This is a genomic window from Bacillus sp. FSL K6-0993 (genome assembly GCF_037977205.1).
In the GTDB taxonomy this organism is placed as follows: Bacteria; Bacillota; Bacilli; order Bacillales; family Bacillaceae; genus Bacillus; species Bacillus subtilis.
Genome location: NZ_CP150275.1, coordinates 3,940,956 through 3,967,385, shown reverse-complemented (window position 1 = coordinate 3,967,385; position 26,430 = coordinate 3,940,956). Strand labels below are relative to the sequence as shown.

The following is a 26,430-nucleotide window of genomic DNA, read 5'->3' as shown; positions in this document are numbered from 1 at the left end:
AAGGCTGTTTTCTTCTTATGCGAACAGCTTATCAATAAATGAAATATCCTCTTGAGAAAGCGTCACGTCGGCTGTTTTGATGTTATCAATAAGCTGATCGGCACGTTTTGCTCCCGGAATTAAAATATCAATTTCCGGTCTTGCTAAATACCAGGCCAATACGATGTGAGGGATATCCACGTTGTGTTTTTCGGCAATCGGCGCAAGCTTGTTGACCTTTCTGATATTTTCTTTGAAACGCTCACCCTTGAAGTGTTCCTGTTCGTTTCGCAGGTCGCCTTCTGGGAACGTTGTATCTTCTGTATACTTTCCTGCCAATAAACCTGATACGAGCGGGAAGTAAGGGATAAATGAAATATTATGCTCCTTCGTATACGGGAAGAATGTGTTTTCCGCTTCACGGTTTAACAGGTTGTATTCGCCTTGCAATACATCTACCAAACCGTCTTTGTTTGCTTCTTTCAATTGCTCTAAAGAGAAGTTGGATACACCGATGGAACGGATTTTTCCGGCTTTCTTCATCTCATTCAGCGCGTTAACAGCTTCATCCTTAGGCGTATGTTCGTCAGGGAAGTGAATGTAGAACAAATCGATATAATCGGTATTCAAGCGCTTCAGGCTTTCATCAACTGATTTTTTAAGAAATTCTGGTGAATTATCAAAGACAAAGTCATTGCCTTGTTTTCTGTGAGCGGCTTTTGTAGCGATGACAACATCTTCACGGTTGAATTCACGCAGCACTTCACCAATTAATTCTTCGGAACGGCCGATCCCGTAAATATAAGCGGTGTCTAACATTGTCACGCCATTACGGATCGCCTCGCGCACCAATTCTTTTCCGGTTTCTTCATTCAGATTCGGGTAGAGGTTATGTCCTCCGACAGCATTTGTTCCTAATCCAATAGGGAATACCTGCAAGTCTGATTTTCCGAGCTTCGCTTTTTTCATGATCTGCCTCCTAGAATAAAATGGATGATAGACTCTCAACACTATTGTAAACGTTAGGCCAGATGAATGCCGATTTGATGCTCATTGCAGTACTGCGTGTACTCGTCGTCTAATGGCTGAGAGGTCACAATGCAATGCAGCCTGTCAAACGGTGCATACGTCAGAAGCGTTGATTTTCCGAATTTAGAATGGTCAGCCAATAGATACACTTCTTTTGCTTTTTCTGAAATCCTCTTTTTAATTTCATACTCCAGCAGATCCGAGTTGGTCAATCCGTGTGTCAGCGTCGTTCCGGTAGCGGACATAAAGGCTTTGTTGATATTGTACTTATCAAGCATAGCCGGGTCGTCCATGCCGACAAAGGAGCGGGTTTTTCTCTTATAGTTGTTTCCGATAATGATTAAGTTGATATTCTTCAAAGCTGACGCCGCATTGATAATGTCTAAACTGTTGGTTAAGATGGTGACATTTTTGGCTGGATCAAGCGTATCAAGAATAGACTTTGTCGTCGTTCCTGAATCAATGAAGACCAAATCGTGATCTTCAATAAATCGGGAAGCATAATGGGCGATTTTTGTTTTTTCATCCTGGTGCTGAATGGTGCGATTTTCAAAAGGAACTAATGCGGTTTTTTCAATAGATGTTACGCCGCCGTATACTTTTTCAATCGCACCCTTTTCTGTTAGCTTGTTGATATCACGTCTGACTGTGTTTTTGGAGACATTGAACACCTGGCACAGCTCATCTAAGGAAACAGTGCCATGCGATAAAATGTACTCCTCCATTTCCTGAATCCGCATCAGTTTCATATTAAAAACTCCTTCTTGAATCTTTACGTAACATAAATATATAATAAAAACCAAAAGTTAATCAATAGTTGCTTAAAAAATGATAACATCGGTGTGTATCTTTTGCAAGATTCGACGGCCTTCTCTTACCTCTCTTACTTGATTAAAAGATTAATATAATAAAAATAATGAAAAAATGTAGTGTTTATGATTGACTTATGGGCATTATGCGATTAGAATATAACCAAGAAATGACCAAAAAGTAACCTGTTGTGCATGAAATGGTTGCTTGTATGTAAATATGCATCCGCCATTTATTTTTTTGGTTTTTTTGAAAGCGTTTAATTCTTGGCTTGCTGAAAAGTGGATATTGATATGAATCTATTCTGAACCATCCATACAAGTGTATGTGTTTACTAATGAAGGAGGCAATAAGAATGGCAGAAATCAGAAAATTAAAAAACTACATCAACGGTGAATGGGTTGAAAGCAAAACAGATCAATATGAAGATGTCGTCAATCCGGCGACGAAAGAAGTACTATGCCAAGTGCCGATTTCTACAAAAGAGGATATTGATTACGCAGCGCAAACGGCTGCTGAAGCATTTAAAACATGGTCAAAGGTGGCGGTTCCGCGCCGTGCCAGAATTCTATTTAACTTCCAGCAGCTGCTGTCTCAGCATAAAGAAGAACTGGCTCATCTGATTACCATTGAAAACGGAAAAAACACAAAAGAAGCTTTAGGTGAAGTGGGACGCGGGATTGAAAACGTAGAGTTCGCCGCTGGAGCACCTTCCCTGATGATGGGTGACTCGCTTGCTTCCATCGCAACGGACGTTGAAGCGGCGAACTACCGTTACCCAATCGGAGTTGTCGGCGGAATCGCGCCATTCAACTTCCCGATGATGGTTCCTTGCTGGATGTTCCCGATGGCGATCGCGCTCGGCAACACATTTATTTTAAAACCATCTGAGCGGACTCCGCTGTTAACAGAGAAATTGGTTGAGCTTTTTGAAAAAGCGGGCCTTCCGAAAGGGGTATTCAACGTCGTATACGGTGCGCATGACGTTGTGAATGGCATCCTCGAGCATCCCGAAATTAAAGCGATTTCATTTGTAGGCTCCAAGCCAGTAGGCGAATACGTCTACAAAAAAGGAAGCGAAAACTTAAAACGCGTTCAATCTCTGACTGGCGCGAAAAACCATACGATTGTCTTGAACGATGCGAATCTTGAAGACACGGTCACAAACGTCGTCGGAGCTGCCTTCGGTTCTGCCGGTGAACGCTGCATGGCTTGTGCGGTTGTGACAGTTGAAGAAGGAATCGCCGATGAATTTATGGCGAAGCTGCAGGAAAAAGTGGAGGACATTAAAATCGGTAACGGCCTTGATGACGGCGTGTTCTTAGGACCGGTGATTCGCGAAGACAACAAGAAGCGCACGCTCAGCTATATCGAAAAAGGTCTTGAAGAAGGTGCCAGACTCGTATGTGACGGACGTGAAAATGTGTCTGACGACGGCTACTTTGTCGGCCCGACGATCTTTGACAATGTCACAACAGAGATGACGATCTGGAAAGATGAAATTTTCGCTCCGGTTTTATCTGTCATCCGTGTGAAAAACCTGAAAGAAGCGATTGAAATCGCCAATAAGTCTGAGTTTGCGAACGGCGCCTGCTTGTTCACATCCAACTCAAACGCAATCCGCTACTTCCGTGAAAACATTGATGCGGGAATGCTAGGCATCAACCTTGGTGTGCCGGCTCCAATGGCGTTCTTCCCATTCTCAGGCTGGAAATCTTCATTCTTTGGAACGCTGCATGCGAACGGAAAAGACAGCGTCGACTTCTATACACGTAAAAAAGTGGTAACGGCAAGATATCCGGCACCTGATTTCAACTAAACGACGAACAGCCGAACGGCGTCCATGTGCGCTGTTCGGACTCATTCTGCCAATAGAAAGAGGAGGGCTTCTCTATGAGTTATTTGTTGCGTAAGCCGCAGTCGCATGAAGTATCTAATGGGGTCAAACTCGTGCACGAAGTAAAGACATCCAACTCTGATCTCACTTATGTAGAGTTTAAAGTGTTAGATCTTGCATCAGGTTCAAGCTATACAGAAGAATTGAAAAAACAAGAAATCTGTATTGTGGCGGTAACGGGGAACATTACAGTGACAGATCATGAGTCGACTTTTGAGAATATCGGCACGCGTGAAAGCGTATTTGAACGAAAACCGACAGACAGCGTCTATATGTCAAATGATCGTGCATTTGAGATCACAGCGGTCAGCGACGCAAGAGTGGCGCTTTGCTATTCTCCATCGGAAAAGCAGCTTCCGACAAAGCTGATCAAAGCGGAAGACAACGGAATTGAGCATCGCGGGCAATTTTCAAACAAACGTACTGTTCATAACATTCTTCCGGATTCAGACCCTTCAGCTAACAGTCTATTAGTAGTTGAAGTCTATACAGACAGCGGCAACTGGTCCAGCTACCCGCCTCACAAACATGATCAAGACAACTTGCCGGAAGAATCTTTCTTAGAAGAAACGTACTACCATGAGTTAGACCCAGGACAGGGCTTTGTGTTTCAGCGCGTATACACAGATGACCGTTCTATTGACGAGACAATGACTGTGGAAAATGAAAACGTTGTCATCGTTCCTGCGGGATACCACCCGGTAGGCGTTCCGGACGGATATACATCCTACTATTTAAATGTCATGGCAGGGCCGACGCGAAAATGGAAGTTTCATAACGACCCGGCGCATGAGTGGATTTTAGAACGCTAACAAGTGAGGAGTGGCTGTTTACGATGAAGTATACATTCAATGAAGAGAAGGCTTTTGATATTGTTGCCATCGGCCGGGCATGTATTGACCTGAACGCAGTCGAATACAACCGCCCAATGGAAGAGACGATGACATTTTCCAAATACGTTGGCGGTTCACCTGCGAATATCGCGATCGGCAGCGCGAAGCTTGGCTTAAAAGCGGGGTTCATCGGCAAAATTCCGGATGACCAGCATGGAAGATTCATAGAGTCCTATATGAGAAAGACCGGCGTTGATACAACACAGATGGTTATTGATCAAGATGGACACAAAGCAGGCCTTGCATTTACAGAAATCCTCAGCCCCGAAGAATGCAGCATTTTAATGTATCGCGATGATGTGGCGGATCTTTATCTTGAGCCTTCAGAGGTAAGCGAGGACTATATCGCAAATGCGAAAATGCTGCTTGTTTCCGGGACAGCGCTCGCCAAAAGCCCGTCACGGGAAGCGGTATTAAAAGCTGTTCAATACGCGAAGAAGCATCAGGTTAAAGTGGTGTTCGAACTGGATTACCGCCCGTATACGTGGCAGTCAGCGGATGAAACAGCCGTTTACTATTCTTTGGTCGCCGAGCAGTCTGATATCGTCATCGGCACACGCGATGAATTTGATGTGATGGAAAACCGCACAGGCGGAAGCAATGAAGAATCAGTCAATCATTTATTTGACCATTCAGCCGACCTCGTTGTCATCAAACATGGCGTCGAAGGCTCTTACGCATACAGCAAATCCGGCGAGGTATTCCGCGCTCAAGCGTACAAGACAAAAGTGCTGAAAACCTTTGGAGCCGGTGACTCCTATGCGTCAGCCTTTATCTATGGCCTTGTCAGCGGAAAAGACATCGAAACGGCATTGAAATACGGCAGTGCTTCAGCTTCCATTGTGGTGAGCAAGCACAGTTCGTCAGAAGCGATGCCGACTGCGGAAGAAATCGTACAGCTTATTGAAGCACAGTCATAATTGAAAAAGATCGAGTAAAGGTGGGATCGTTTGTGGGTAAGAAAATTCGCTTAACAACAGCACAGGCGCTGATTAAATTCTTAAACCAGCAGTACATCCATGTTGATGGAAAGGAAGAGCCTTTTGTCGAAGGGATTTTCACAATTTTCGGTCATGGAAACGTATTAGGGATCGGGCAAGCGCTTGAGCAAGATGCAGGCCATTTGAAAGTCTATCAAGGGAAAAATGAACAAGGAATGGCGCATGCGGCCATGGCGTACAGCAAGCAAATGCTGAGAAGAAAAATATATGCGGTGTCTACATCGGTCGGACCGGGAGCGGCTAACTTGGTGGCGGCAGCCGGCACTGCATTGGCAAACAATATCCCAGTTCTCTTGATTCCGGCAGACACATTTGCGACAAGACAGCCAGACCCTGTACTGCAGCAAATGGAGCAAGAATACAGTGCGGCGATTACGACAAACGATGCATTGAAACCTGTATCGAGATACTGGGACCGCATTACGCGCCCTGAGCAGCTGATGAGCAGTTTGCTGCGCGCGTTTGAAGTCATGACTGATCCGGCAAAAGCAGGTCCGGCAACGATTTGTATTTCTCAGGATGTTGAAGGGGAAGCATACGATTTTGATGAAAGTTTCTTCGTCAAACGGGTTCACTATATTGATCGCATGCAGCCGAGCGAGCGCGAGCTTCAAGGTGCGGCGGAGCTGATTAAATCCAGCAAAAAACCTGTGATTCTCGTCGGCGGAGGCGCAAAATATTCCGGTGCGCGCGATGAATTGGTTGCCATTTCTGAAGCCTATAACATTCCGTTAGTTGAAACGCAGGCAGGAAAGTCTACTGTTGAGGCAGATTTTGCGAACAACCTTGGCGGAATGGGCATCACAGGTACACTTGCGGCAAACAAAGCGGCCCGCCAAGCTGATTTGATTATCGGCATCGGCACAAGGTATACAGATTTTGCGACATCCTCTAAGACCGCTTTTGATTTTGATAAAGCGAAGTTTTTGAACATTAACGTCAGCCGAATGCAGGCGTATAAACTTGATGCATTCCAAGTGGTAGCGGATGCGAAAGTGACGCTTGGCAAACTGCACGGCTTGCTTGAAGGCTATGAGAGCGAGTTCGGCACAACGATCCGGGTGCTGAAGGACGAATGGCTAGCTGAACGCGAGCGTCTCAGCAAAGTGACGTTTAAGCGGGAAGCATTTGATCCGGAAATCAAACATCACTTTTCTCAAGAGGTCCTGAATGAATATGCTGACGCGTTGAATACGGAGCTTCCGCAAACAACGGCATTGCTGACAATCAACGAGACGATTCCTGAAGACAGCGTCATCATCTGTTCAGCAGGCTCACTCCCAGGAGATTTGCAGCGTCTGTGGCATTCTAATGTTCCAAATACGTATCACCTGGAGTATGGGTATTCTTGCATGGGCTATGAAGTGTCCGGGACACTCGGTCTTAAACTGGCCCACCCTGACAGAGAAGTGTATTCAATCGTCGGAGACGGCAGCTTCCTGATGCTTCATTCTGAACTGATCACGGCGATTCAGTACAACAAGAAAATCAATGTGCTGCTCTTTGACAACTCAGGATTCGGATGCATCAACAACCTGCAAATGGATCACGGCAGCGGCAGCTACTATTGCGAGTTCCGCACAGATGACAACCAAATCCTGAATGTCGATTACGCGAAAGTCGCTGAGGGATACGGCGCGAAAACCTATCGCGCAAACACAGTAGAAGAATTAAAAGCGGCGTTAGAGGATGCGAAGAAACAGGATGTATCAACATTAATTGAGATGAAGGTGCTGCCTAAAACAATGACGGACGGCTATGACAGCTGGTGGCATGTCGGGGTGGCAGAGGTATCTGAACAAGAAAGCGTTCAGAAAGCATACGAAGCAAAAGAGAAAAAGCTGGAATCTGCGAAGCAGTATTAGAGGGGAGGCACCATAGATGGGCAAAAATGAAATCCTGTGGGGAATCGCTCCCATTGGGTGGCGGAATGATGACATGCCTGAAATTGGAGCGGGAAATACACTTCAGCATTTGTTAAGTGATATCGTTGTCGCACGTTTTCAAGGCACGGAGGTCGGGGGCTTTTTCCCCGAACCTGCCATCCTGAACAAAGAGCTGAAGCTTCGGAACTTACGCATTGCAGGAAAATGGTTCAGCAGTTTTATTTTGCGTGACGGACTTGGTGAAGCGGCAAAGGCATTTACCCTGCATTGTGCGTATTTGCAGCAAGTAAACGCAGATGTCGCAGTTGTCTCTGAACAAACGTACAGCGTGCAAAGCTTGGAGAAAAACGTGTTCACAGAGAAGCCGCACTTTACGGATGATGAATGGGAGCGGCTTTGCGAAGGGCTGAATCACCTTGGCGAAATTGCCGCTCAGCATGGCTTGAAGCTTGTCTATCATCATCATCTCGGCACTGGTGTCCAAACAGCGGAAGAAGTGGACCGCCTGATGGCAGGAACTGACCCTGCGCATGTACACCTCCTCTATGATACAGGCCATGCGTATATTTCTGACGGCGATTACATGGGAATGCTTGAGAAGCATATCGGCCGCATTAAGCATGTGCACTTTAAGGATGCCCGCCTGAATGTCATGGAACAATGCAGACTCGAAGGACAATCGTTCCGGCAATCATTTTTAAAAGGCATGTTTACGGTTCCCGGTGACGGCTGCATTGACTTTAGAGAAGTATATCAGCTGCTGTTGAAGCACAGTTATTCCGGATGGATTGTCATTGAAGCTGAACAGGACCCCGATGTTGCAAACCCGCTGGAGTATGCATTGATTGCGAGAAACTATATTGATCAGCAGTTGTTGGATCTGGCTTAATGGGGACTGGACATATGGGCAATACCAATGGAGATTCAGCCTTCAATAAACGGACAATCGCCGCAGCATTGGCCAACTATATTGATGCCGGTTCAATTGTGGCAGGCTCCGCCGGTTTATCATTATGGGTCAGTTACCTTAAGCTATCTGATACGCAAATCGGGCTGCTCGGCGCGCTGAGCGCAAATGCGATTTCTGCCGCTGTCGGCGCGCTGCTTGGCGGGTTTCTGGCTGATAAAGTCGGACGGAAGGCTGTTTATACCAATAGTATGCTGGTTTATGCACTAGGGATTTGTTTGGTTTTGTTCGGGGTTAATTTCCCCATGTTGTTAAGCGGTTACATCATTATCGGTTTATCAGTAGGAGCTGACATAACCGCGTCATGGACCATTATTGCGGAAAATGCGCCAAAGAAGAATCGGGCCAGACATTGCGGCGTAGCACAAGTCGCTTGGGCCGCGGGCGCTGTCGTTGTACTGCTTCTCTCCGTACTGGCCGGTGACTTGGGACTCTTGGGGAATAAAATCGTATTTGCCCATCTGCTTGTGATTGCGCTGATTACGTACATCTTGAGAATCAGGCTTCCGGAATCAGACGCCTGGCAGACAAAAAATCAGCCGGAGGATGCTCAGGCAGAGAAGCCGGCTGTATGGAATAAGACATCGTATTTTGATTTGCTCAAGCCTATGTATCTAAAAAGCATATTGTTTTTGATGGGTGTGTACTTGGTTTGGAACTTAGCCGCCGGGGTCATGGGCTTCTTTATGCCATACATTTATCAGCAGGTCGGCGGTGTATCTGCCAACATGGCCAACCTTTTGCAAATGGGGCTGTTTATCTTCACAGGATTGGGGGTCGCCTTGATCTTCATGCCCTTTGCCGACAAATATAGAAAAACCGTATTTGGAATCGCCGCTTTCATGGCGGTGATCGGGTGGACACTGTTTCTGCTGCCAGTTGAAGGCCTGCCGATTCTGCTCCTGTTTATTGTCGTGATCGGCATCAATAACGGAGCAGGGCAGCAAGCGAACTATCAGTTATGGGCCAGTGAAATCTTTCCTACGCAATATCGTGCTTCCGCACAAGGACTGATGTTTTTCCTTGTCCGTATTTCAATAGGGATTTGGAGTCTGTTTGTCCCAATGATTATCACCAATTTCGGCATTGGAACAATGGCTGCAATTCTTCTCGGATGTGTGACGGCCAGTATGATCATCGGGCTGCTCTTTGCGCCGAATACGTCTGGCAAGTCGCTTGAACAAATTCAAGAGGAACTCTACGGATCTCCTCAGAGCCAAGTAAAGCAAGGAACAGAAAGCAAAATCATGTAACCAACAGAAGGAGTGGCTGTCAATGAGTTTACGTATTGGCGTAATTGGAACTGGAGCAATCGGAAAAGAACATATTAACCGCATCACGAACAAGCTGTCCGGCGCGGAAATTGTAGCTGTAACGGATGTTAATCATGAAGCTGCACAAAAGGTCGTTGAGCAATACCAATTAAACGCGACGGTTTATCCGAATGATGACAGCCTGCTTGCAGACGAAAATGTAGACGCTGTCTTAGTGACAAGCTGGGGGCCTGCGCATGAGTCAAGCGTGCTGAAAGCCATTAAAGCCCAGAAATATGTGTTCTGTGAAAAACCGCTCGCGACAACGGCTGAAGGATGCATGCGAATTGTCGAAGAAGAAATCAAAGTGGGCAAACGCCTTGTTCAAGTCGGCTTCATGCGCCGTTATGACAGCGGTTACGTACAGCTGAAGGAAGCACTCGATAACCATGTGATTGGCGAACCGCTTATGATTCACTGCGCGCACCGCAACCCGACTGTAGGAGATAACTACACAACCGATATGGCCGTAGTCGACACGCTTGTTCATGAAATTGATGTACTGCACTGGCTCGTCAACGATGACTACGAGTCCGTTCAAGTCATCTACCCGAAAAAATCGAAAAACGCGCTGCCGCATTTAAAAGATCCGCAAATCGTTGTGATTGAAACAAAAGGCGGTATCGTCATCAATGCTGAAATCTATGTGAACTGTAAATACGGCTATGACATCCAATGTGAAATCGTCGGAGAAGACGGCATCATCAAGCTTCCTGAACCATCAAGCATCAGCTTGAGAAAAGAAGGCAGATTCAGTACTGATATTTTGATGGATTGGCAGAGACGCTTTGTCGCTGCGTACGATGTGGAAATCCAAGACTTTATTGATTCAATTCAAAAGAAAGGCGAGGTCAGCGGGCCGACGGCATGGGACGGCTACATTGCTGCTGTTACGACTGACGCGTGTGTAAAAGCCCAGGAATCTGGACAAAAAGAAAAGGTTGAATTGAAGGAAAAACCGGAATTCTATCAATCTTTTACAACAGTTCAAAACTAAAAAACAGAGGAGTGAAAATATGAAGTTAGCATTGGATCCATCCATGTATCGTGATGATTTAACTTTAGAGGAAATGGTCTATAAAACGGCAGAGCTCGGCTATGAATATATCGAATTGTCTCCGCGCGAGGATTTTTGCCCATTTTATAAATATCCGAAAGTCGATTCAGCAAAGATCAAACAATTAAAGCGGCTGTTAAGGGATACAGGTGTTAAGCTTTCATCGCTTCTTCCTCTTTACCACTGGGCGGGACCCGATGAAGACCGCCGCCAGGCAGCAGTGCGCAACTGGAAACGGGCAATCGAAATTGCGGTTGAACTTGAAGTGGATTTGATGAACAGCGAATTCAGCGGTTCAAAATATGATCCTTTAACAAGTGAAGAAAAATTTATCAAATCCATGGATGAGCTTCTGCCAGTCTTTGAAAAAGAAGGCATGAAACTCAATCTTCAAGCCCACCCATACGATTTTATCGAAACGCACAAAGGTGCGATGGATATGATCCGCGCGCTTGACAAGGATTGGATCAATCTTGTCTACTCGACTGCGCATACGTTCTTCTATGATGACGGCAAAGGCGACATCGAGACCATGTTTGACGAAGCCGGCGACCGCCTCACACATGTTTTATTTGCAGATACCTATAATCATAAAGCGGCTCATGGCCTTCGCTACATCGTCAATCCGCCTGACGCGAAAGTAACGGTTCACCAGCATTTGGACATTGGCCAAGGCGAGGTTGACTTTGATACGATTTTCAGAAAACTGAGAGAGATGAAGTTCGACGGAATTGCGACGAATGCCGTATTTGCTTGGGTCGATGAAAGAGCGGATGAATCAAGCCGATTTATGCTTAAGAAAATGAAAGAAGAATTAGGTCTGGCATAAGCTGAGCATGGAGTTCGGCGGGATATGGCGACAGCCTTCCTGCCGAACTCCCTTCATATCTAAAACGCAGATGGGGGAGTCTGGCATGAAACTTTGTTTTAATGAAGCGACAACATTGGAAAACTCAAACCTTAAACAGGATTTAGAACTATGCGAAAAGCACGGCTATGATTATATTGAAATCCGCACAATGGATAAGCTGCCGGAGTACTTAAAAGATCATTCATTGGCAGATCTTGCGGAGTATTTTCAAACCCATCACATCAAACCGCTTGCTTTAAACGCGCTTGTTTTCTTCAACAACCGTGATGAAAAGGGCCACAACGAGATCATCACTGAATTTAAAGGCATGATGGAAACATGCAAAACCCTCGGTGTGAAATATGTGGTGGCCGTTCCGCTTGTGACAGAGCAGAAGATTGTAAAAGAAGAGATCAAAAAGAGCAGTGTAGACGTGCTGACTGAGCTGTCAGATATCGCGGAGCCGTACGGCGTAAAAATCGCGCTTGAATTTGTCGGCCATCCGCAATGTACGGTCAATACGTTTGAACAGGCGTATGAGATCGTAAACACAGTTAACCGTGACAATGTTGGGCTTGTCCTTGATAGTTTTCACTTCCATGCAATGGGTTCAAATATTGAGAGCTTAAAGCAGGCGGACGGAAAGAAAATCTTCATCTATCATATTGATGATACAGAAGATTTCCCAATCGGCTTTTTAACAGATGAGGATCGTGTATGGCCGGGACAAGGGGCAATTGACTTAGATGCCCACTTATCAGCACTGAAGGAAATCGGCTTCTCTGATGTTGTTTCGGTTGAGCTCTTCCGGCCTGAATACTATAAGCTGACTGCTGAGGAAGCCATTCAAACAGCGAAAAAAACAACGGTTGATGTTGTATCAAAATACTTCAGCATGTAATGGGTAAAGGAGGGGTGGACATGGCTTTTGTATCGATGAAAGAGCTTCTTGAAGATGCAAAGCGGGAGCAATATGCAATTGGCCAGTTTAATATCAACGGCCTGCAATGGACGAAGGCGATTTTGCAGGCAGCGCAAAAGGAGCAATCACCGGTCATCGCCGCGGCTTCTGATCGCCTGGTCGACTATTTAGGCGGATTTAAAACGATTGCCGCCATGGTAGGCGCGTTAATGGAGGACATGGCGATTACCGTTCCGGTCGTGCTTCATCTCGATCACGGCATCAGTGCGGAACGCTGCAGACAGGCCATTGATGCCGGATTCAGCTCAGTGATGATTGACGGCTCCCATCAGCCGATTGACGAGAATATCGCGATGACAAAAGAAGTCACCGATTATGCCGCAAAACACGGCGTGTCAGTAGAAGCCGAAGTCGGCACGGTCGGCGGAATGGAAGACGGACTGGTCGGCGGGGTCCGCTATGCCGATATCACGGAATGTGAGCGGATCGTTAAAGAAACCAATATCGACGCGCTGGCCGCCGCCCTCGGCTCTGTACACGGCAAATATCAGGGTGAGCCGAATCTCGGATTTAAGGAAATGGAGGCTATCTCCCGCATGACTGATATTCCCCTCGTTCTTCACGGGGCATCCGGGATTCCGCAGGATCAGATCAAAAAAGCCATCACGCTCGGCCACGCGAAGATCAATATCAATACGGAATGTATGGTAGCGTGGACAGACGAAACACGCCGCATGTTTCAAGAAAACAGCGATCTGTACGAACCGCGCGGCTATTTGACACCCGGCATTGAAGCTGTGGAAGAGACAGTGCGAAGCAAAATGAGAGAGTTCGGATCAGCCGGTAAAGCAGCTAAGCAGCAGGTCGGCTAAAGAGACCAGAAACCGCCGAGATGGCGGTTTTTTTGTGCGGTGTTGCGTCCATACGCCCAAAACGATTATGATGATGGCAGCAGTGTAAGAAACGGGAGTGGTTCAGTTTGAATAAAATCATGATTGTGGAAGACAGTGAAGACATTCGCGGACTATTGCAGAATTACCTTGAAAAATACGGATATCAAACAGTGGTCGCCGCGGATTTTACAACTGTTCTTGATGTCTTTTTGCGGGAGAAGCCCGATGTGGTGCTGCTTGATATCAATTTGCCGGCATATGACGGATATTATTGGTGCCGGCAGATCCGCCAGCACTCCACAAGCCCAATCATCTTTATTTCTGCCAGAAGCGGGGAAATGGATCAGGTAATGGCGATTGAAAATGGGGGAGACGATTATATCGAAAAACCGTTTTCTTATGATATTGTGCTGGCGAAAATCAAAAGCCAGATCCGGAGGGCGTACGGGGAGTACGCCGCAAAGCAGGGAGAGAAAGTGGTTGAATATGCCGGCGTCCAGCTCTTTGTGGAACGGTTTGAACTGCGTTTTCAGGATGAAAAAAGCGAGCTTTCTAAAAAAGAAAGCAAGCTTTTGGAAGTGCTGCTTGAGCGGGGAGAAAAGGTGACGAGTCGGGATCGTCTCATGGAAAAGACGTGGGACACCGACATATTCATCGATGATAATACACTTAACGTGTATATCACGCGGCTCAGAAAAAAACTGCGGGAGCTGAATGCGCCTGTTTCTATTGAAGCGGTGCGGGGCGAAGGCTACCAGCTGAGGGCGCAGTCATGAAGCTGTTTCTCCGGTCTCATGCAGTGCTGATTCTGCTTTTTCTCCTTCAAGGGCTGTTTGTCTTCTTTTATTACTGGTTTGCGGGTCTTCATTCTTTTTCTCACTTGTTTTACATATTGGGCGTGCAGCTTCTTATTTTGGCGGGCTATCTTGCCTATCGCTGGTACAAAGATCGCGGCGTGTATCATTGGCTCAGCTCGGGGCAGGAAGGGACGGATATCCCGTATCTCGGTTCTTCAGTGTTCTGTTCAGAGCTGTATGAAAAGCAGATGGAGCTGATCCGGCTGCAGCACCAGAAGCTCCATGAGACCGAAGCCAAGCTTGACGCGCGGGTGACGTATATGAATCAATGGGTGCACCAAGTAAAGACGCCGCTGTCGGTCATTAATTTAATCATTCAAGAAGAGGATGAGCCCGTTTTTGAACAAATCAAAAAAGAAGTCCGGCAGATTGAATTCGGGCTGGAGACGCTTCTTTATTCTTCAAGGCTCGACCTGTTTGAACGGGATTTTAAAATCGAAGCGGTTTCCCTGTCCGAGCTTCTCCAATCAGTCATTCAAAGCTATAAACGATTTTTTATTCAATATCGCGTTTATCCGAAAATGAACGTTTGCGATGATCATCAGATTTACACCGATGCCAAATGGCTCAAATTTGCGATCGGCCAAGTGGTCACAAATGCGGTCAAGTATTCAGCGGGCAAGAGTGACAGACTTGAGCTGAATGTCTTCCGCGATGAAGCCAGGACGGTGCTTGAAGTCAAAGATTACGGTGTCGGGATTCCCTCGCAAGACATCAAGCGGGTGTTTGACCCTTATTACACTGGGGAAAACGGGCGGCGTTTCCAAGAATCTACGGGAATCGGCCTCCATCTCGTCAAAGAAATTACAGATAAGCTCAATCATACGGTAGACATCAGCTCGTCTCCCGGTGAAGGGACATCAGTTCGATTTTCATTTCTTACAAAAATGTAAGGCTGCGTTAAGAAAACAACATAGCCCGCTTTGTTTCCCCTTGATAACATGGATTTATGTCAAGGGGATTTTTATGTTGAACGTCCCGGCACTACATGAAAGCAGCCCAGATCAACAAGAATAAAACCATAAGGAGGATTTTCATGGCGAATATGCTTGAAGTCAAACATATAAATAAAACCTATAAAGGACAAGTGTCCTATCAAGCCTTAAAGCAAATTTCATTTTCAATAGAAGAAGGCGAGTTCACGGCGGTGATGGGGCCGTCCGGGTCCGGAAAAACAACGCTTTTGAATATCATTTCAACGATCGACCGTCCGGATTCAGGCGATATCCTGATTCACGGAGAAAACCCGCATCGCCTGAAGCGGACAAAGCTCGCTCATTTCCGCCGCAAGCAGCTCGGATTTGTGTTTCAGGATTTCAACCTTCTGGACACGCTGACAATCGGTGAAAATATCATGCTGCCGTTAACGCTTGAAAAAGAAGCACCGTCTGTAATGGAAGAAAAACTGCAAGGCATCGCGGCAAAGCTCGGAATTGAAAACCTGCTCAACAAACGGACGTTTGAAGTATCCGGAGGACAGCGCCAGCGTGCCGCCATCGCAAGAGCGGTCATTCATAAGCCGTCACTCATCCTGGCCGATGAACCGACGGGCAACCTTGATTCCAAAGCGTCAAAAGACGTCATGGAAACGATGCAGAGCCTGAATCAGGATGATCATGTCACGGCTTTGATGGTGACCCACGATCCTGTTGCGGCAAGCTACTGCCGCCGCGTCATCTTTATAAAAGACGGCGAACTGTTTAATGAGATTTACCGCGGGGAAAACCGCCAAGTATTTTATGAACAAATTCTCGATGTGCTGTCTATGCTGGGGGGAAACGCAAATGACCTTTCTTCAGTTCGCTTATAAAAACGTCACGAGAAACAAAAGGGCCTATCTTGCATTCTTTTTAAGCAGCGCCTTTTCCGTTTTGATTTTCTTTACCTTTGCGATGTTCCTGTTTCATCCGGCATTAAAGGAAGGCTACCTGAATAATATCGCCAAAAAAGGCTTAACCGCTGCGGAATGGATGATCTTTGTTTTTTCTTTCTTATTTGTTCTGTATTCGGTTAACGCATTTTTGAAATCGAGAAATAAAGAATTCGGCATCCTGCTCATGCAGGGCATCACGCCGGGGCAGCTGAGAAAGCTCATTACTGCGGAAAATATGATCATCGGCGTCATGTCAATTGCAGCCGGCATTATCGGAGGATTCATTTTTTCAAAGACGTTCTTTACGGTCGGCGCTTATATTTTAGAAATGGACGCGCTGCCTTTGTATATGCCTTGGAAAGCGCTCGGTATTACGGCCTGCGGATTTCTGCTCTTATTTTTCTTTTTATCGCAGTTTACGATCCTTTTTGTCAGATCAAATACGGTTATCAAATTAATAAAGGGCACTGACAAGGTTAAGCCGGAGCCTAAGCCGTCCGTGCTTCTGTCCTTATTCGGCATCGCCTGTCTGTGCGGCGGGTACGGCATGGTTCTGAAAGGCAATGTCCACGGGGCCGAACCGTTTATCATTTTACTGCTCACCGTCATCGGAACATATTTCTTTTTCAGCCAAAGCAGCATATGGATTCTGCGCGCGCTGAAGAAGTGGAAAACCTTTTATCTGCGCGGGAAAAACGTCATTTGGGTTTCTGACCTTGTCTATCGTTTAAAAGACAACGCCCGCCTGTTCTTTATTGTCAGCATTATTTCCGCGGTTGCGTTTACTGCGACAGGCGTGCTCGCAATGTACAAATCGACTGTCGGGGCGGAAGAGTCCGCTTATGAAATGGAGTATTTATCCTACAGCAACAATCCAAAAGAACAGACTCATTTGAAAGATATTGACCATGAACTGAAAACACACGGCTTTATGTATAAGAAAGACAAAATAGATGTTTCCTATGTTCGCTATCAGGAAGGAGAAACTGTTCCCCCTGTTTACATGATCAGCAAATCGGATGTATCAAAGTACTTCCATGTTAAGCTGAGCGGCCTGAAAAATGATGAGGCTGTCTATTTCCCGGGCACGTATGACCGCAATTTCAAAAACAAAGCGCCGGATCAGCTGAAACTGCTGAACCAAAAAGGCAAGCTGTCCGGACAAAAACTGTCGGTAAAAGAAGTCAAAAAACCGCTGATCTCATTGAATGCCATCATCGCAGTGAATGATCAAACCTTTGATCAGCTGAAATCACTCGGTGATAAAGCGTCATTATACGGCTACAGCTATGATCATTGGAAAGACAGTCTTGAGATCAGCCAATCCTTGCAAAATGAGATTTACGGCAATTATATCGACGTGCATTCTGATTTTGCTTCAAAAGCTGGGACTTACTATGATACGGTGCAGCTGCCGAGCCTGAGTTTATTTATCGGCCTGTTTATCGCAATTGTATTCTTTGTCGCGGCAGCAAGTTTCTTATATTTCAGGCTGTTCACTGATTTAGATGAAGACCGGGAGCGCTACCGTTCACTGGCCAAAATCGGCCTGAGTGAGCGTGAAATGGCACAAAGCGTGACAATACAATTGGCCATTCTTTTCTTCTTTCCATTTGTCATTGCCGTCATGCATACACTGTTTGCCTTGAGAACATTGGCTGTGGAAGGATATTCCGATGTCGCGGGGCCGCTCAGTCTTACCATCGGAGGGTTTTTCATTTTTCAGCTTCTATTCTTCCTCGCGGTGCGGTCAAGCTATTTGAAAAAAATGAACAAGTAAGGGGAGTGAAAAGATGAAAAAAGCAATGGCAATCCTGGCCGTCTTGGCGGCTGCTGCCGTAATATGCGGGCTTCTCTTTTTTCATAACGATGTTACAGACAGATTTAATCCGTTTATTCACCAGCAAGATGTCTATGTTCAGATTGATCGAGATGGCAAACATCTTAGCCCAGGCGGTACTGAATATACATTAGACGGATACAATGCATCCGGAAAAAAAGAAGAAGTGACCTTTTTCGCCGGCAAAGAGCTTCGGAAGAACGCGTATTTGAAGGTGAAGGCGAAAGGAAAGTATGTCGAGACTTGGGAAGAAGTCAAGTTTGAAGATATGCCGGACTCCGTGCAGTCAAAATTAAAGTGATTCATAAAAAACGGCACAGCGTGATGACTGTGCCGTTTTTTTATTTTTTATTTTCTTCGGCCCGTTTGATCAGCATGTCGGTGATGATATCCACCTGTTTGCTGACAGAAATCGGATCATACGGGTAGAACGTGTCAAAGTCATTGATAAACACGCGATTATGTTTAACAGCGTCAAGGTTCTTCCAAATAGAGGAATTCTCTAGCTTGTCGAGTGTTTTGCTTTCGCCTTTCGGGTTGTAATCCGTAATGAACATATAATCTGCGGCATACTCAGGAATAACCTCTTGAGAGAGCTGTTTCATCTCTCCTTTTTTGATGACATCTTGCTCAATTTTTTCAGGCGCTTTTAACCCAAGTGCATTGTATACAGCTTGGCCGCCGCGTCCGCCATTGTCATTGAACACCCAGAATTCGCCCTTGTCTGTGTTTTCATAAATGCCGAAGGTCGCATCTTTGTCGATGACGCCGGCAATTTTCTTTTTAGCTGCTTCCGCTTTTTTGTTAAAGCCAGCCATAAATGATTTTGCTTTGTCTTTCGCTCCGGCGATATCTCCGAACATGCTGACTGTGTCTTCTACGTTTTTCGCTGTGTTATAAGGTATGACAACAGTCGGAGCGATTTTCTTTAATTTATCAACATTCTCTTCATTCATGACAACAATTAAGTCAGGCTGAAGCTCCATCACTTTTTCAACGCTGATTGGATCACCAACATCCTTCACATTTTTCAGTTTTGATTTTAAAAACGGATTATCAAATGACCATGAGCCTGAGCCGACCACATTGGCCCCGACAGACAGCAATTCACCGGCATAAAAATCAGTGACGATGCGTTTCGGATGTGCAGGAATGTTGACGTTCCCTTTTGGTGATTTGTATGTTCTCAATTCTGTTTTTTCGGAAGCAGAATCGCTTGAGCTCCCTTTAGAAGCCGTGCCGCTGCAAGCGCTGACAAACATGAGAAGCAGCACAAGCATGCCCACGAGTAATATGTTCTTTTTCATCAAGAACCCTCCCACTATGTATCTCAATAGATTAGTAATGATTATCATTATCAATAATAATATAGCAAGAAACCTGTTCTCCGTCTATCACTATTTTTAAGGGAGAAAGTTTTTCCCGTTTATGGGTGACGCGGTATTCATAATCGATTATTATAGGTAAATAGAAGGAGAAAAATATGGGAATTACAAAAAGAGGTGCCGCTTGGGAATGGCTGCATAGCTGGTGGATGCTGTTTATTTTCATGCCTTTTGCCATTACCAGTTTTTTTGCCTTTTTATTTATTGGCATCAAGGTTAGAAATAGAAAGTGGATCATGTACGGCATCATTTATTTTTTCATTTTTGCGTTTGGTTTTGTTTTGCCCGATCTGCCCGGTGTTTTTATTGTGGTCCCGTTATGGGCGGTGACCATTATTCATGGATTTAAAGTGCGCCCGCTGTATTTGATTCAGCTGGATGTCTACAAAGATCATGTGGAGGCGCGGGCTTTTGCCGAGGCAAGAAGTGAAGCCGAGAGCAGATTTCATGCACCGAAACAGTCTATTCAGGATATACATATTCGCAAAGAACAGTAAGAAAAAAAGCTCAACACTCGCATTGTGTTGAGCTTTTTTATATGTTACTGCTGGTAGGATTGCTGCTGAAATGGCGTGTTTTGGCCGAATGGAAGTGTAGACACATTCGTATTCATGACGCTGGATTGTCCAGTAAGTTCCTGCTGCATTTGGTTGCACATGTTGACAACCTGCTGGCACTTTTGAATCGCCATGTCATGCCCGTGCAGCGCTTGCTGAATGGTATGTGCAGCTTGTTGTTCGTGGTTTAGAATCTGCTGCAGCATTTGGATGTTTTGCTGCTCTTGATGTAGCATTTGGCGATATTGCTGGCTGCTTTGCTGTGTTTGCTGAATGAGCTGCTGAGCAGTTTGGCGGCATTGGTTCAGCTGCTGCAAGCCGTGTTGTGTATTATGCATGAATGATCCCTCCATGTATCGATTGACGTGAGTCGGTATTATCATGCAACTTGAATGAAAAGAAATTCTGTCAAAGAGGAACTACAATTATTTTCCTCAGCTCCTCTATCTTTGAATGAAAACGGTAGAGATTGTATACTGGGTACAAACCCTTTTTATGTAAATGTTCCGTTGTAAAATATAAGAATTGCGGAAAACGACACCCTGAAATGGGAGAATCGTATTCCGCTTTTTTTCTTTGTTTGCTCAGAAACCGCCTTCTCCTGCAGTAAATGGGATATTCAGCCTGTTTTCTACTGTGCGGAGGCGCTGATTGAGCCGATTTAGGCGGCGTGTATGGCGTTCAACAGCCTGGCTTAGCTGATTGACCTGTTCGGCCAGCCGCGCAATTTCGCGGTTTTGACGGCGGTCTTCGTTTGTTAGACGGGTTAATTCTCTCGACTGCTGTTCATTTTGCCGTTCAAGTGCTGCGATTCTTCTTTCTAATGCCGGCTGTCTGTCCATTTGGTATGGATCGTATACATCCTGCTGCGGATAAGAATTGTACTCATAGTGGCTATAGTAAGGTTCCTGCTGAGGCAGCTGAGGGCTGTAATATTGATAAGGGTTCATTATGATCAATCTCCTTGTGGGTGAATTCCTTATAACTTATGTAGTCATTGGCACAGCGGCACGGCATTCGCCCAAAAAGAGGAGGAAAGGATGTGATCCCCTTGAGAAACAAATATGGCATTTTGCTTTTAACTGCTGTATGCATCATGGTATCGGGCTGCCAGCAGCAAAAAGAAGAGACGCCGTTTTATTACGGAACGTGGGATGAGGGGCTTGCCCCCGGGTCAGCGGATGGCGTGAAATCAGCAACGGTCACATTTACCGAAGACGAGGTTGTGGAAACGGAAGTGATTGAAGGAAGAGGAGAGGTACAGCTGCCTTTTATGGCATACAAGGTGATTTCCCAAAGCACTGACGGGTCTATCGAGATTCAGTACCTCGGCCCCTATTATCCGCTCAAAAGCACGCTGAAAAGAGGAGAAAACGGGACGTTGATATGGAAGCAAAATGGCCAGACAAAAACGATGACAAGAATCAAGTCAAAGACCGGCAGGGAGGAGAAAGATGAGAAATCAAAAAGCTGAAAGACTGGTGGCAGCGGGGCTTGTTTTACACATCATTCAGTGGATATTTATATTATGGGCTTTTCTCAAAGTCAAACATGTATTTAGCGACTATACGATCTATAACCCTATTGTCATCAGCGGCTCCATGCAGTCCTTATCGTTTATACAAATGATGCGCGCTATGATGTACTCAGGGGCAATCGTGAATTATGTTTTGTTTTTTGCCCTTGTATGGCTGATTTATGGCATAGTGCTTCATGCCATCCTGATTGTTCTGGAAATGGCGGCTTACGTCATGATCAGGCGGAATCCATCATCTTCATGGGGGTTCTTTTTCATCGCGGCGGGTGTGAAGCTTGCCATCTTGAATATAACCGGCATTCCTTTTTTAGTTGCCGGCTTTCTGCTCATGAAACAGAAAAAAGCAGAAAACGGCGTCAAGACAGAAAGAAAGCGGAAACCGCGCATACGTATCCGAAGACAAGGGCGGCGTCTAAACAGAATCCGGAGAAAACCATCTCTTCCGGTTGAATATCAAAAAGAAAAAACGATATGATGGGACTATAGCCTGAAAACGACATGAAGGAGATGCAGGATGTACAAACTAATTGCAATTGATATGGATGGAACACTTTTAAATGATCATCATGAAGTAACAGAGGAGGTCCGCGACGCCCTTCACGCGGCAAAAGCGGAAGGTGTCAAAATTGTGCTTTGCACCGGCCGGCCGATCGGAGGTGTGCAGAGATATTTAGATGAACTGAATTTAATTGAAGAAGGCGACTATGTTATTGCGTATAATGGAGCGCTTGTTCAAAATACGCATACAAATGAAGTGGTCTCGGAGCTGTCTCTCGGTTATGATGATTTGGCTTCATTATATGACCTGAGCTTAGAGCTGAAGACGCCGATGCATTTCTTTGACTCATCTAATTTGTATACGCCTAACCGGGACATTAGCGAATTTACTGTATACGAATCCTATGTGACACAGGTGCCGCTTCATTTCCGCAAGATTGACGAGGTGCCAAAAGATATCCTCATCCCAAAAGTGATGTTTATTGATAAACCGGAGAACTTAAGCCGCGTCATTACATCGATTCCGAAAGACGTAAGAGAAAAATATACAATGGTCAAAAGCGCGCCTTTCTTTTATGAAATTCTGCACTCGGAAGCCAGCAAAGGAAATGCTGTACGCCAGCTGGCCCAGCTGCTTGGAATTGAACAGGCGGAAGTCATGTGCATAGGCGACAACGGGAACGACCTGACAATGATTGAATGGGCGGGCTGCGGGGTTGCCATGGCAAACGCCATCCCAGAAGTATTGGAAGCCGCAAACTTTCAAACACGCTCCAATAATGAACATGGTGTTGCGCATGCGATTCACGAGCTTGTTTTGTCGAAATAATGAAATCCAGCCTCTTAGAAGGCTGGATTTTTTGTTATTTTGTGTCCGGCCGGTCTTTTGCGGAATGGACGCTAAAACTTCTTTTCCTGCTGCCCCGTATAAGTAAAAATAAAAAGGAAGCTTTCACCATAAACATCAGCTTAGTATATTGAACGAATCTCCTCGCCTTTATGTTGGAAGGTGATGTCAATCTTTTGACGAATCTCTTTGACTTTCGTTATGCTGATAAAACAAGTTGTTCACAAAATGTATGATTTTAGCCTGAATTGAAAGGGGATTGAATCAGATGTGCACAAGTCTTACATTGGAAACTGCTGACCGGAATCATTTATTAGCGAGAACAATGGATTTTGCATTTCAGCTGGGGACGGAGGTCATTCTCTATCCGCACCGTTACAGCTGGAAGAGTGAAGCTGACGGAAAGGTGCATCAAACACAGTACGCGTTTATCGGGATGGGAAGAAAACTTGGTAATATTTTATTTGCAGACGGCGTTAATGAAAACGGTTTATCATGTGCTGCGCTTTATTTTCCGGGCTATGCAGAGTACGAAAAAACGATACGGGAAGATACCGTTCACATTGCCCCGCATGAGTTTGTGACATGGGTGCTGTCAGTCTGTCAGTCTTTGGAAGACGTAAAAGAAAAGATTCGATCTTTAACGATTGTAGAGAAAAAATTAGATCTATTGGATACAGTTTTACCGCTTCACTGGATATTGTCAGACCGGACGGGACGAAGCCTGACGATAGAACCGAGAGCAGACGGCCTCAAAGTCTATGACAATCAACCTGGTGTCATGACGAACAGCCCCGACTTTATATGGCATGTAACCAATCTGCAGCAATATACAGGAATCAGACCGAAGCAATTAGAGAGCAAAGAGATGGGCGGGTTAGCCCTTTCCGCTTTTGGCCAAGGCTTAGGAACTGTTGGCCTGCCAGGGGATTATACACCGCCTTCCCGGTTTGTCAGAGCTGTTTATTTGAAAGAACACCTAGAGCCGGCGGCCGATGAAACGAAAGGTGTAACAGCCGCTTTTCAAATTTTGGCAAATATGACAATACCAAAGGGCGCAGTGATAACGGAAGAAGACGAAATTCATTATACGCAATATACTTCCGTGATCTGCAACGAGACTGGAAACTACTATTTCCACCACTATGACAATCGGCAAATCCAAAAAGTGAGTTTATTTCATGAAGACCTAGACCGCCTTGAGCCTAAAGTGTTTTCTGCTAAAGCAGAAGAAAGTATTCTAGAACTTAATTAAGATTCAATTAGCTGATTTCGGTATGAATCCGGGATCAGCTTATTTTTTTATGTGATATCTCAGCTTCTGAATGAGTGGGAAAATGGACCGTTCTACGACGGCGATCACGCGCGTTTATTAGCAAAGAGCAAAAGCGGCGGCAAAATGCGTATGGTCGGAAGTACAGATAAGGTACAAGCTACATTTATATAAACTTTGGATCAAAACGAGTCTCAGCATCAGACTGGTTTTGCCAGTATACAGGTTGCACAAATGCCGCCCCATGATTCTGCGAGATTCTTTTCAGCTTAAAAAGAAAAAATTAATCTTAACTCATTGACAAACGTCCAAGACAAAGGTACATTTTGATTTATTCATATTAAACGACTAGGAATATAGGAGTTTATTTTTCGGATTATTCAGCCTAAAAACATGATAAAAGGAGTATCGTCATGACAAGCAAAAAGAAACAAATCAAATTAGGGGTATTTTTAGCAGGTACAGGCCATCATGTTGCGTCTTGGCGGCACCCGGACGCGCCTTCAGATGCGAGCATGAATTTGGATTATTTTAAAGAGCTTGCGAAAACAGCGGAGCGAGGCAAGCTGGATATGCTGTTTTTAGCAGATAGCTTATCAATTGACAGCAAATCACATCCAAATGTATTAACAAGGTTTGAACCATTCACCCTGCTCTCTGCTTTGGCGCAGGTCACATCAAAAATTGGACTGACTGCAACAGCCTCCACTACATACAGCGAGCCATTCCATATTGCCAGACAGTTTGCGTCATTGGATCATCTGTCCAACGGCCGTGCCGGATGGAACGTCGTCACTTCATCTATTGAATCAACAGCGCTGAATTTCAGCGGTGAAAAGCACCTTGAACACCATTTGCGCTATCAGCGGGCAGAGGAATTTGTCGAAGTTGTAAAGGGGCTTTGGGATTCATGGGAAGAGGACGCCTTTATCCGTAATAAAGAAACGGGTGAATTCTTTGACAAAGAAAAAATGCACGAGCTGAACCATAAAGGAGACTATTTCTCGGTTCGCGGACCTCTGAACGTTTCAAGAACGCCGCAGGGCCAGCCGGTCATTATCCAGGCAGGATCATCAGGAGACGGTAAAGCGCTGGCTGCCAGAACAGCAGAAGTGATCTTCACAGCACAAAACCACCTGGAATCAGCTCAAGAATTTTATCAATCCATTAAAGAACAGGCAGCGGAATTCGGACGTGATCCAGAAAAAATTGCAATCATGCCGGGTATTTTCCCGATCATTGCCGATACAGAAGAAGCGGCGCAAGCCAAATACAAGGAGCTTCAAGATCTGATTATCCCATCTGTCGGTCTGCAAATTCTCCAAAATTACTTAGGCGGAATTGATTTGTCGGCATATCCGCTTGATGGGCCGCTGCCGAAGCTTGACGCAGAAGCTTCAAATGCTGTGAAGAGCCGCTTCAAGCTTGTTCAGGAGATGGCTGAACGTGACAATATGACGATACGAGAGCTTTACAAATACGTTGCAGGCTCCAGAGGCCACCATATCTTCGTCGGCACGCCGGAGCAGCTAGCCGACAAGATGCAGGAATGGGTGGATAAGAAAGCGTGTGACGGGTTTAACATCATGCCTCCGCTTCTTCCAGAAGGAATTGAAGTGTTTGTTGATCAAGTGGTTCCGATTTTACAGGAGCGCGGCGTGTTCAGAAAAGAATATGAAGGCACAACATTACGAGAGCACTTCGGTTTGGAAAAGCCGGTAAACCGCTATGCAAAGTAAGGAGGAACGCTAGATGAAGCCACAATATCGCCTTGCAGTTGAACGTGATGCCGAACAGCTTCTCGCGCTGACATTGCGGGCTTATGAACCCATTCGAAAGCTCGGCATTCGTTTTGCTGCCGCTCATGCGGATTTGGATTTGGTGCTGCAAAATATTCGGAAAAACGCTTGCTACGTCATGGAAGAAGACGGGCGGATCATCGCGACCATCACCTTGAGAATGCCTTGGGGAAAACAGCCGGGGCCGTATGGCGTTCCGCATATCTGGTGGTTTGCTGTGGACCCCGACACCGGTAAAAAAGGAATCGGAACAAAGCTGCTTCAATGGCTGGAGGAAACAATCCTTCGTGATACGTTAAAGGTTCCGTTTGTCTCACTCGGAACAGCGGATAAGCATCCGTGGCTGATTGAGATGTACGAACGAAAAGGTTATGTCCGCTCAGGTGAACAAGACCTTGGAAAAGGGCATATCACAGTCTATATGAAAAAACAATTGCGTCACGATCTATAAAAAAAGAAGAGGCGGG

General features: G+C 45.6%; 27 protein-coding genes. 22 read left to right on the top strand and 5 right to left on the bottom strand.

Annotation, left to right across the window (positions count from 1 at the left end):
- Nucleotides 1-15 precede the first annotated feature (15 nt).
- A complete protein-coding gene (locus MHH79_RS20540; RefSeq protein ID WP_063335873.1) occupies nt 16-948 on the bottom strand; it encodes an aldo/keto reductase in 933 nt (310 codons plus the stop codon).
- A gap of 53 nt (nt 949-1,001) precedes the next feature.
- Nucleotides 1,002-1,757, bottom strand: coding sequence for a myo-inositol utilization transcriptional regulator IolR (gene iolR, locus MHH79_RS20535; RefSeq protein WP_003227050.1), 756 nt, complete (start codon nt 1,755-1,757; stop codon nt 1,002-1,004).
- Nucleotides 1,758-2,173: 416 nt separating this feature from the next.
- On the opposite strand from iolR, the gene iolA reads away from it, so the two are divergent.
- The 15 genes from iolA to MHH79_RS20460 all read left to right on the top strand — a co-directional run bounded on the left by iolA (nt 2,174) and on the right by MHH79_RS20460 (nt 18,368).
- The gene (gene iolA, locus MHH79_RS20530; protein WP_340034873.1) at nt 2,174-3,637 is read left to right on the top strand and encodes a methylmalonate-semialdehyde dehydrogenase; all 1,464 of its coding nucleotides are present in this window, start codon (nt 2,174-2,176) and stop codon (nt 3,635-3,637) included.
- 74 nt (nt 3,638-3,711) lie between these two features.
- A complete protein-coding gene (gene iolB / locus MHH79_RS20525) occupies nt 3,712-4,527 on the top strand; it encodes a 5-deoxy-glucuronate isomerase (RefSeq protein WP_100506012.1) in 816 nt (271 codons plus the stop codon).
- A 23-nt stretch (nt 4,528-4,550) separates the two neighbouring features.
- Nucleotides 4,551-5,528, top strand: coding sequence for a 5-dehydro-2-deoxygluconokinase (gene iolC, locus MHH79_RS20520; RefSeq protein ID WP_251217830.1), 978 nt, complete (start codon nt 4,551-4,553; stop codon nt 5,526-5,528).
- A gap of 32 nt (nt 5,529-5,560) precedes the next feature.
- Entirely contained in the window at nt 5,561-7,474 is a 1,914-nt protein-coding gene (gene iolD, locus MHH79_RS20515) for a 3D-(3,5/4)-trihydroxycyclohexane-1,2-dione acylhydrolase (decyclizing) (RefSeq protein ID WP_327830216.1), read from the top strand.
- 16 nt (nt 7,475-7,490) lie between these two features.
- On the top strand, nt 7,491-8,384 hold the full coding sequence (gene iolE, locus MHH79_RS20510) for a myo-inosose-2 dehydratase (RefSeq protein ID WP_100506010.1): 894 nt from the start codon (nt 7,491-7,493) through the stop codon (nt 8,382-8,384).
- Between the two features lie 14 nt (nt 8,385-8,398).
- On the top strand, nt 8,399-9,715 hold the full coding sequence (gene iolF, locus MHH79_RS20505; protein WP_015385114.1) for a myo-inositol transporter IolF: 1,317 nt from the start codon (nt 8,399-8,401) through the stop codon (nt 9,713-9,715).
- A 22-nt stretch (nt 9,716-9,737) separates the two neighbouring features.
- Nucleotides 9,738-10,772, top strand: coding sequence for a bifunctional inositol 2-dehydrogenase/D-chiro-inositol 1-dehydrogenase (gene iolG, locus MHH79_RS20500; RefSeq protein WP_251217828.1), 1,035 nt, complete (start codon nt 9,738-9,740; stop codon nt 10,770-10,772).
- A 19-nt stretch (nt 10,773-10,791) separates the two neighbouring features.
- Nucleotides 10,792-11,661, top strand: coding sequence for a sugar phosphate isomerase/epimerase (locus MHH79_RS20495; RefSeq protein WP_014478480.1), 870 nt, complete (start codon nt 10,792-10,794; stop codon nt 11,659-11,661).
- An 85-nt stretch (nt 11,662-11,746) separates the two neighbouring features.
- Nucleotides 11,747-12,583: a 2-keto-myo-inositol isomerase gene (gene iolI, locus MHH79_RS20490; RefSeq protein WP_015483926.1), complete on the top strand. Its 837-nt coding sequence runs from the start codon at nt 11,747-11,749 to the stop codon at nt 12,581-12,583.
- Between the two features lie 20 nt (nt 12,584-12,603).
- Nucleotides 12,604-13,476 (top strand): 6-phospho-5-dehydro-2-deoxy-D-gluconate aldolase, encoded by an 873-nt coding sequence (iolJ, locus tag MHH79_RS20485; RefSeq protein ID WP_100506008.1) that lies wholly within the window; start codon nt 12,604-12,606, stop codon nt 13,474-13,476.
- Nucleotides 13,477-13,583: 107 nt separating this feature from the next.
- Nucleotides 13,584-14,273, top strand: a complete 690-nt coding sequence (gene yxdJ / locus MHH79_RS20480) for a two-component system response regulator YxdJ (RefSeq protein ID WP_015483924.1) — start codon at nt 13,584-13,586, stop codon at nt 14,271-14,273.
- Nucleotides 14,270-15,247, top strand: coding sequence for a two-component system sensor histidine kinase YxdK (yxdK, locus tag MHH79_RS20475; protein WP_063335867.1), 978 nt, complete (start codon nt 14,270-14,272; stop codon nt 15,245-15,247). Before yxdJ ends, yxdK begins: the two co-directional genes overlap by 4 nt.
- 143 nt (nt 15,248-15,390) lie before the next feature.
- Nucleotides 15,391-16,164 (top strand): ABC transporter ATP-binding protein YxdL, encoded by a 774-nt coding sequence (yxdL, locus tag MHH79_RS20470; protein WP_014115765.1) that lies wholly within the window; start codon nt 15,391-15,393, stop codon nt 16,162-16,164.
- Nucleotides 16,139-18,007, top strand: a complete 1,869-nt coding sequence (yxdM, locus tag MHH79_RS20465) for an ABC transporter permease YxdM (RefSeq protein ID WP_251217827.1) — start codon at nt 16,139-16,141, stop codon at nt 18,005-18,007. Before yxdL ends, yxdM begins: the two co-directional genes overlap by 26 nt.
- Nucleotides 18,008-18,020: 13 nt before the next feature.
- A complete protein-coding gene (locus MHH79_RS20460; protein ID WP_015715011.1) occupies nt 18,021-18,368 on the top strand; it encodes a YxeA family protein in 348 nt (115 codons plus the stop codon).
- A 40-nt stretch (nt 18,369-18,408) separates the two neighbouring features.
- Here MHH79_RS20460 and MHH79_RS20455 read toward each other — a convergent pair whose 3' ends face one another.
- Nucleotides 18,409-19,374 carry an iron-hydroxamate ABC transporter substrate-binding protein gene (locus MHH79_RS20455; RefSeq protein WP_322839947.1) on the bottom strand — a complete coding sequence of 322 codons (966 nt, stop codon included), beginning with the start codon at nt 19,372-19,374 and terminating at the stop codon, nt 18,409-18,411.
- Between the two features lie 176 nt (nt 19,375-19,550).
- Between MHH79_RS20455 and MHH79_RS20450 the strand changes: the two genes are divergently transcribed.
- Entirely contained in the window at nt 19,551-19,949 is a 399-nt protein-coding gene (locus tag MHH79_RS20450; protein ID WP_003243293.1) for a hypothetical protein, read from the top strand.
- A 44-nt stretch (nt 19,950-19,993) separates the two neighbouring features.
- Here MHH79_RS20450 and MHH79_RS20445 read toward each other — a convergent pair whose 3' ends face one another.
- Complete coding sequence (locus tag MHH79_RS20445) at nt 19,994-20,347, bottom strand: hypothetical protein (RefSeq protein ID WP_003236356.1); 354 nt, start codon at nt 20,345-20,347, stop codon at nt 19,994-19,996.
- A 246-nt stretch (nt 20,348-20,593) separates the two neighbouring features.
- A complete protein-coding gene (gene cotNE, locus MHH79_RS20440; protein WP_015385105.1) occupies nt 20,594-20,959 on the bottom strand; it encodes an inner spore coat protein CotNE in 366 nt (121 codons plus the stop codon).
- 146 nt (nt 20,960-21,105) lie between these two features.
- On the opposite strand from cotNE, the gene MHH79_RS20435 reads away from it, so the two are divergent.
- From MHH79_RS20435 to snaB, 6 genes are all read left to right on the top strand, one after another.
- Complete coding sequence (locus MHH79_RS20435) at nt 21,106-21,483, top strand: DUF3255 family protein (protein WP_046340322.1); 378 nt, start codon at nt 21,106-21,108, stop codon at nt 21,481-21,483.
- Nucleotides 21,464-22,021, top strand: a complete 558-nt coding sequence (locus MHH79_RS20430; protein ID WP_340034872.1) for a hypothetical protein — start codon at nt 21,464-21,466, stop codon at nt 22,019-22,021. The genes MHH79_RS20435 and MHH79_RS20430 overlap by 20 nt, the downstream gene beginning before the upstream one ends.
- A gap of 39 nt (nt 22,022-22,060) precedes the next feature.
- The gene (gene yidA, locus MHH79_RS20425; RefSeq protein WP_309529976.1) at nt 22,061-22,873 is read left to right on the top strand and encodes a sugar-phosphatase; all 813 of its coding nucleotides are present in this window, start codon (nt 22,061-22,063) and stop codon (nt 22,871-22,873) included.
- Between the two features lie 286 nt (nt 22,874-23,159).
- On the top strand, nt 23,160-24,146 hold the full coding sequence (gene yxeI, locus MHH79_RS20420; protein ID WP_100506005.1) for a penicillin V amidase: 987 nt from the start codon (nt 23,160-23,162) through the stop codon (nt 24,144-24,146).
- Between the two features lie 431 nt (nt 24,147-24,577).
- Entirely contained in the window at nt 24,578-25,903 is a 1,326-nt protein-coding gene (locus tag MHH79_RS20415; protein ID WP_063335861.1) for an LLM class flavin-dependent oxidoreductase, read from the top strand.
- 13 nt (nt 25,904-25,916) lie between these two features.
- A complete protein-coding gene (gene snaB, locus MHH79_RS20410; RefSeq protein ID WP_014478464.1) occupies nt 25,917-26,414 on the top strand; it encodes a sulfur-containing aminoacid acetyltransferase SnaB in 498 nt (165 codons plus the stop codon).
- Nucleotides 26,415-26,430: the final 16 nt, after the last annotated feature.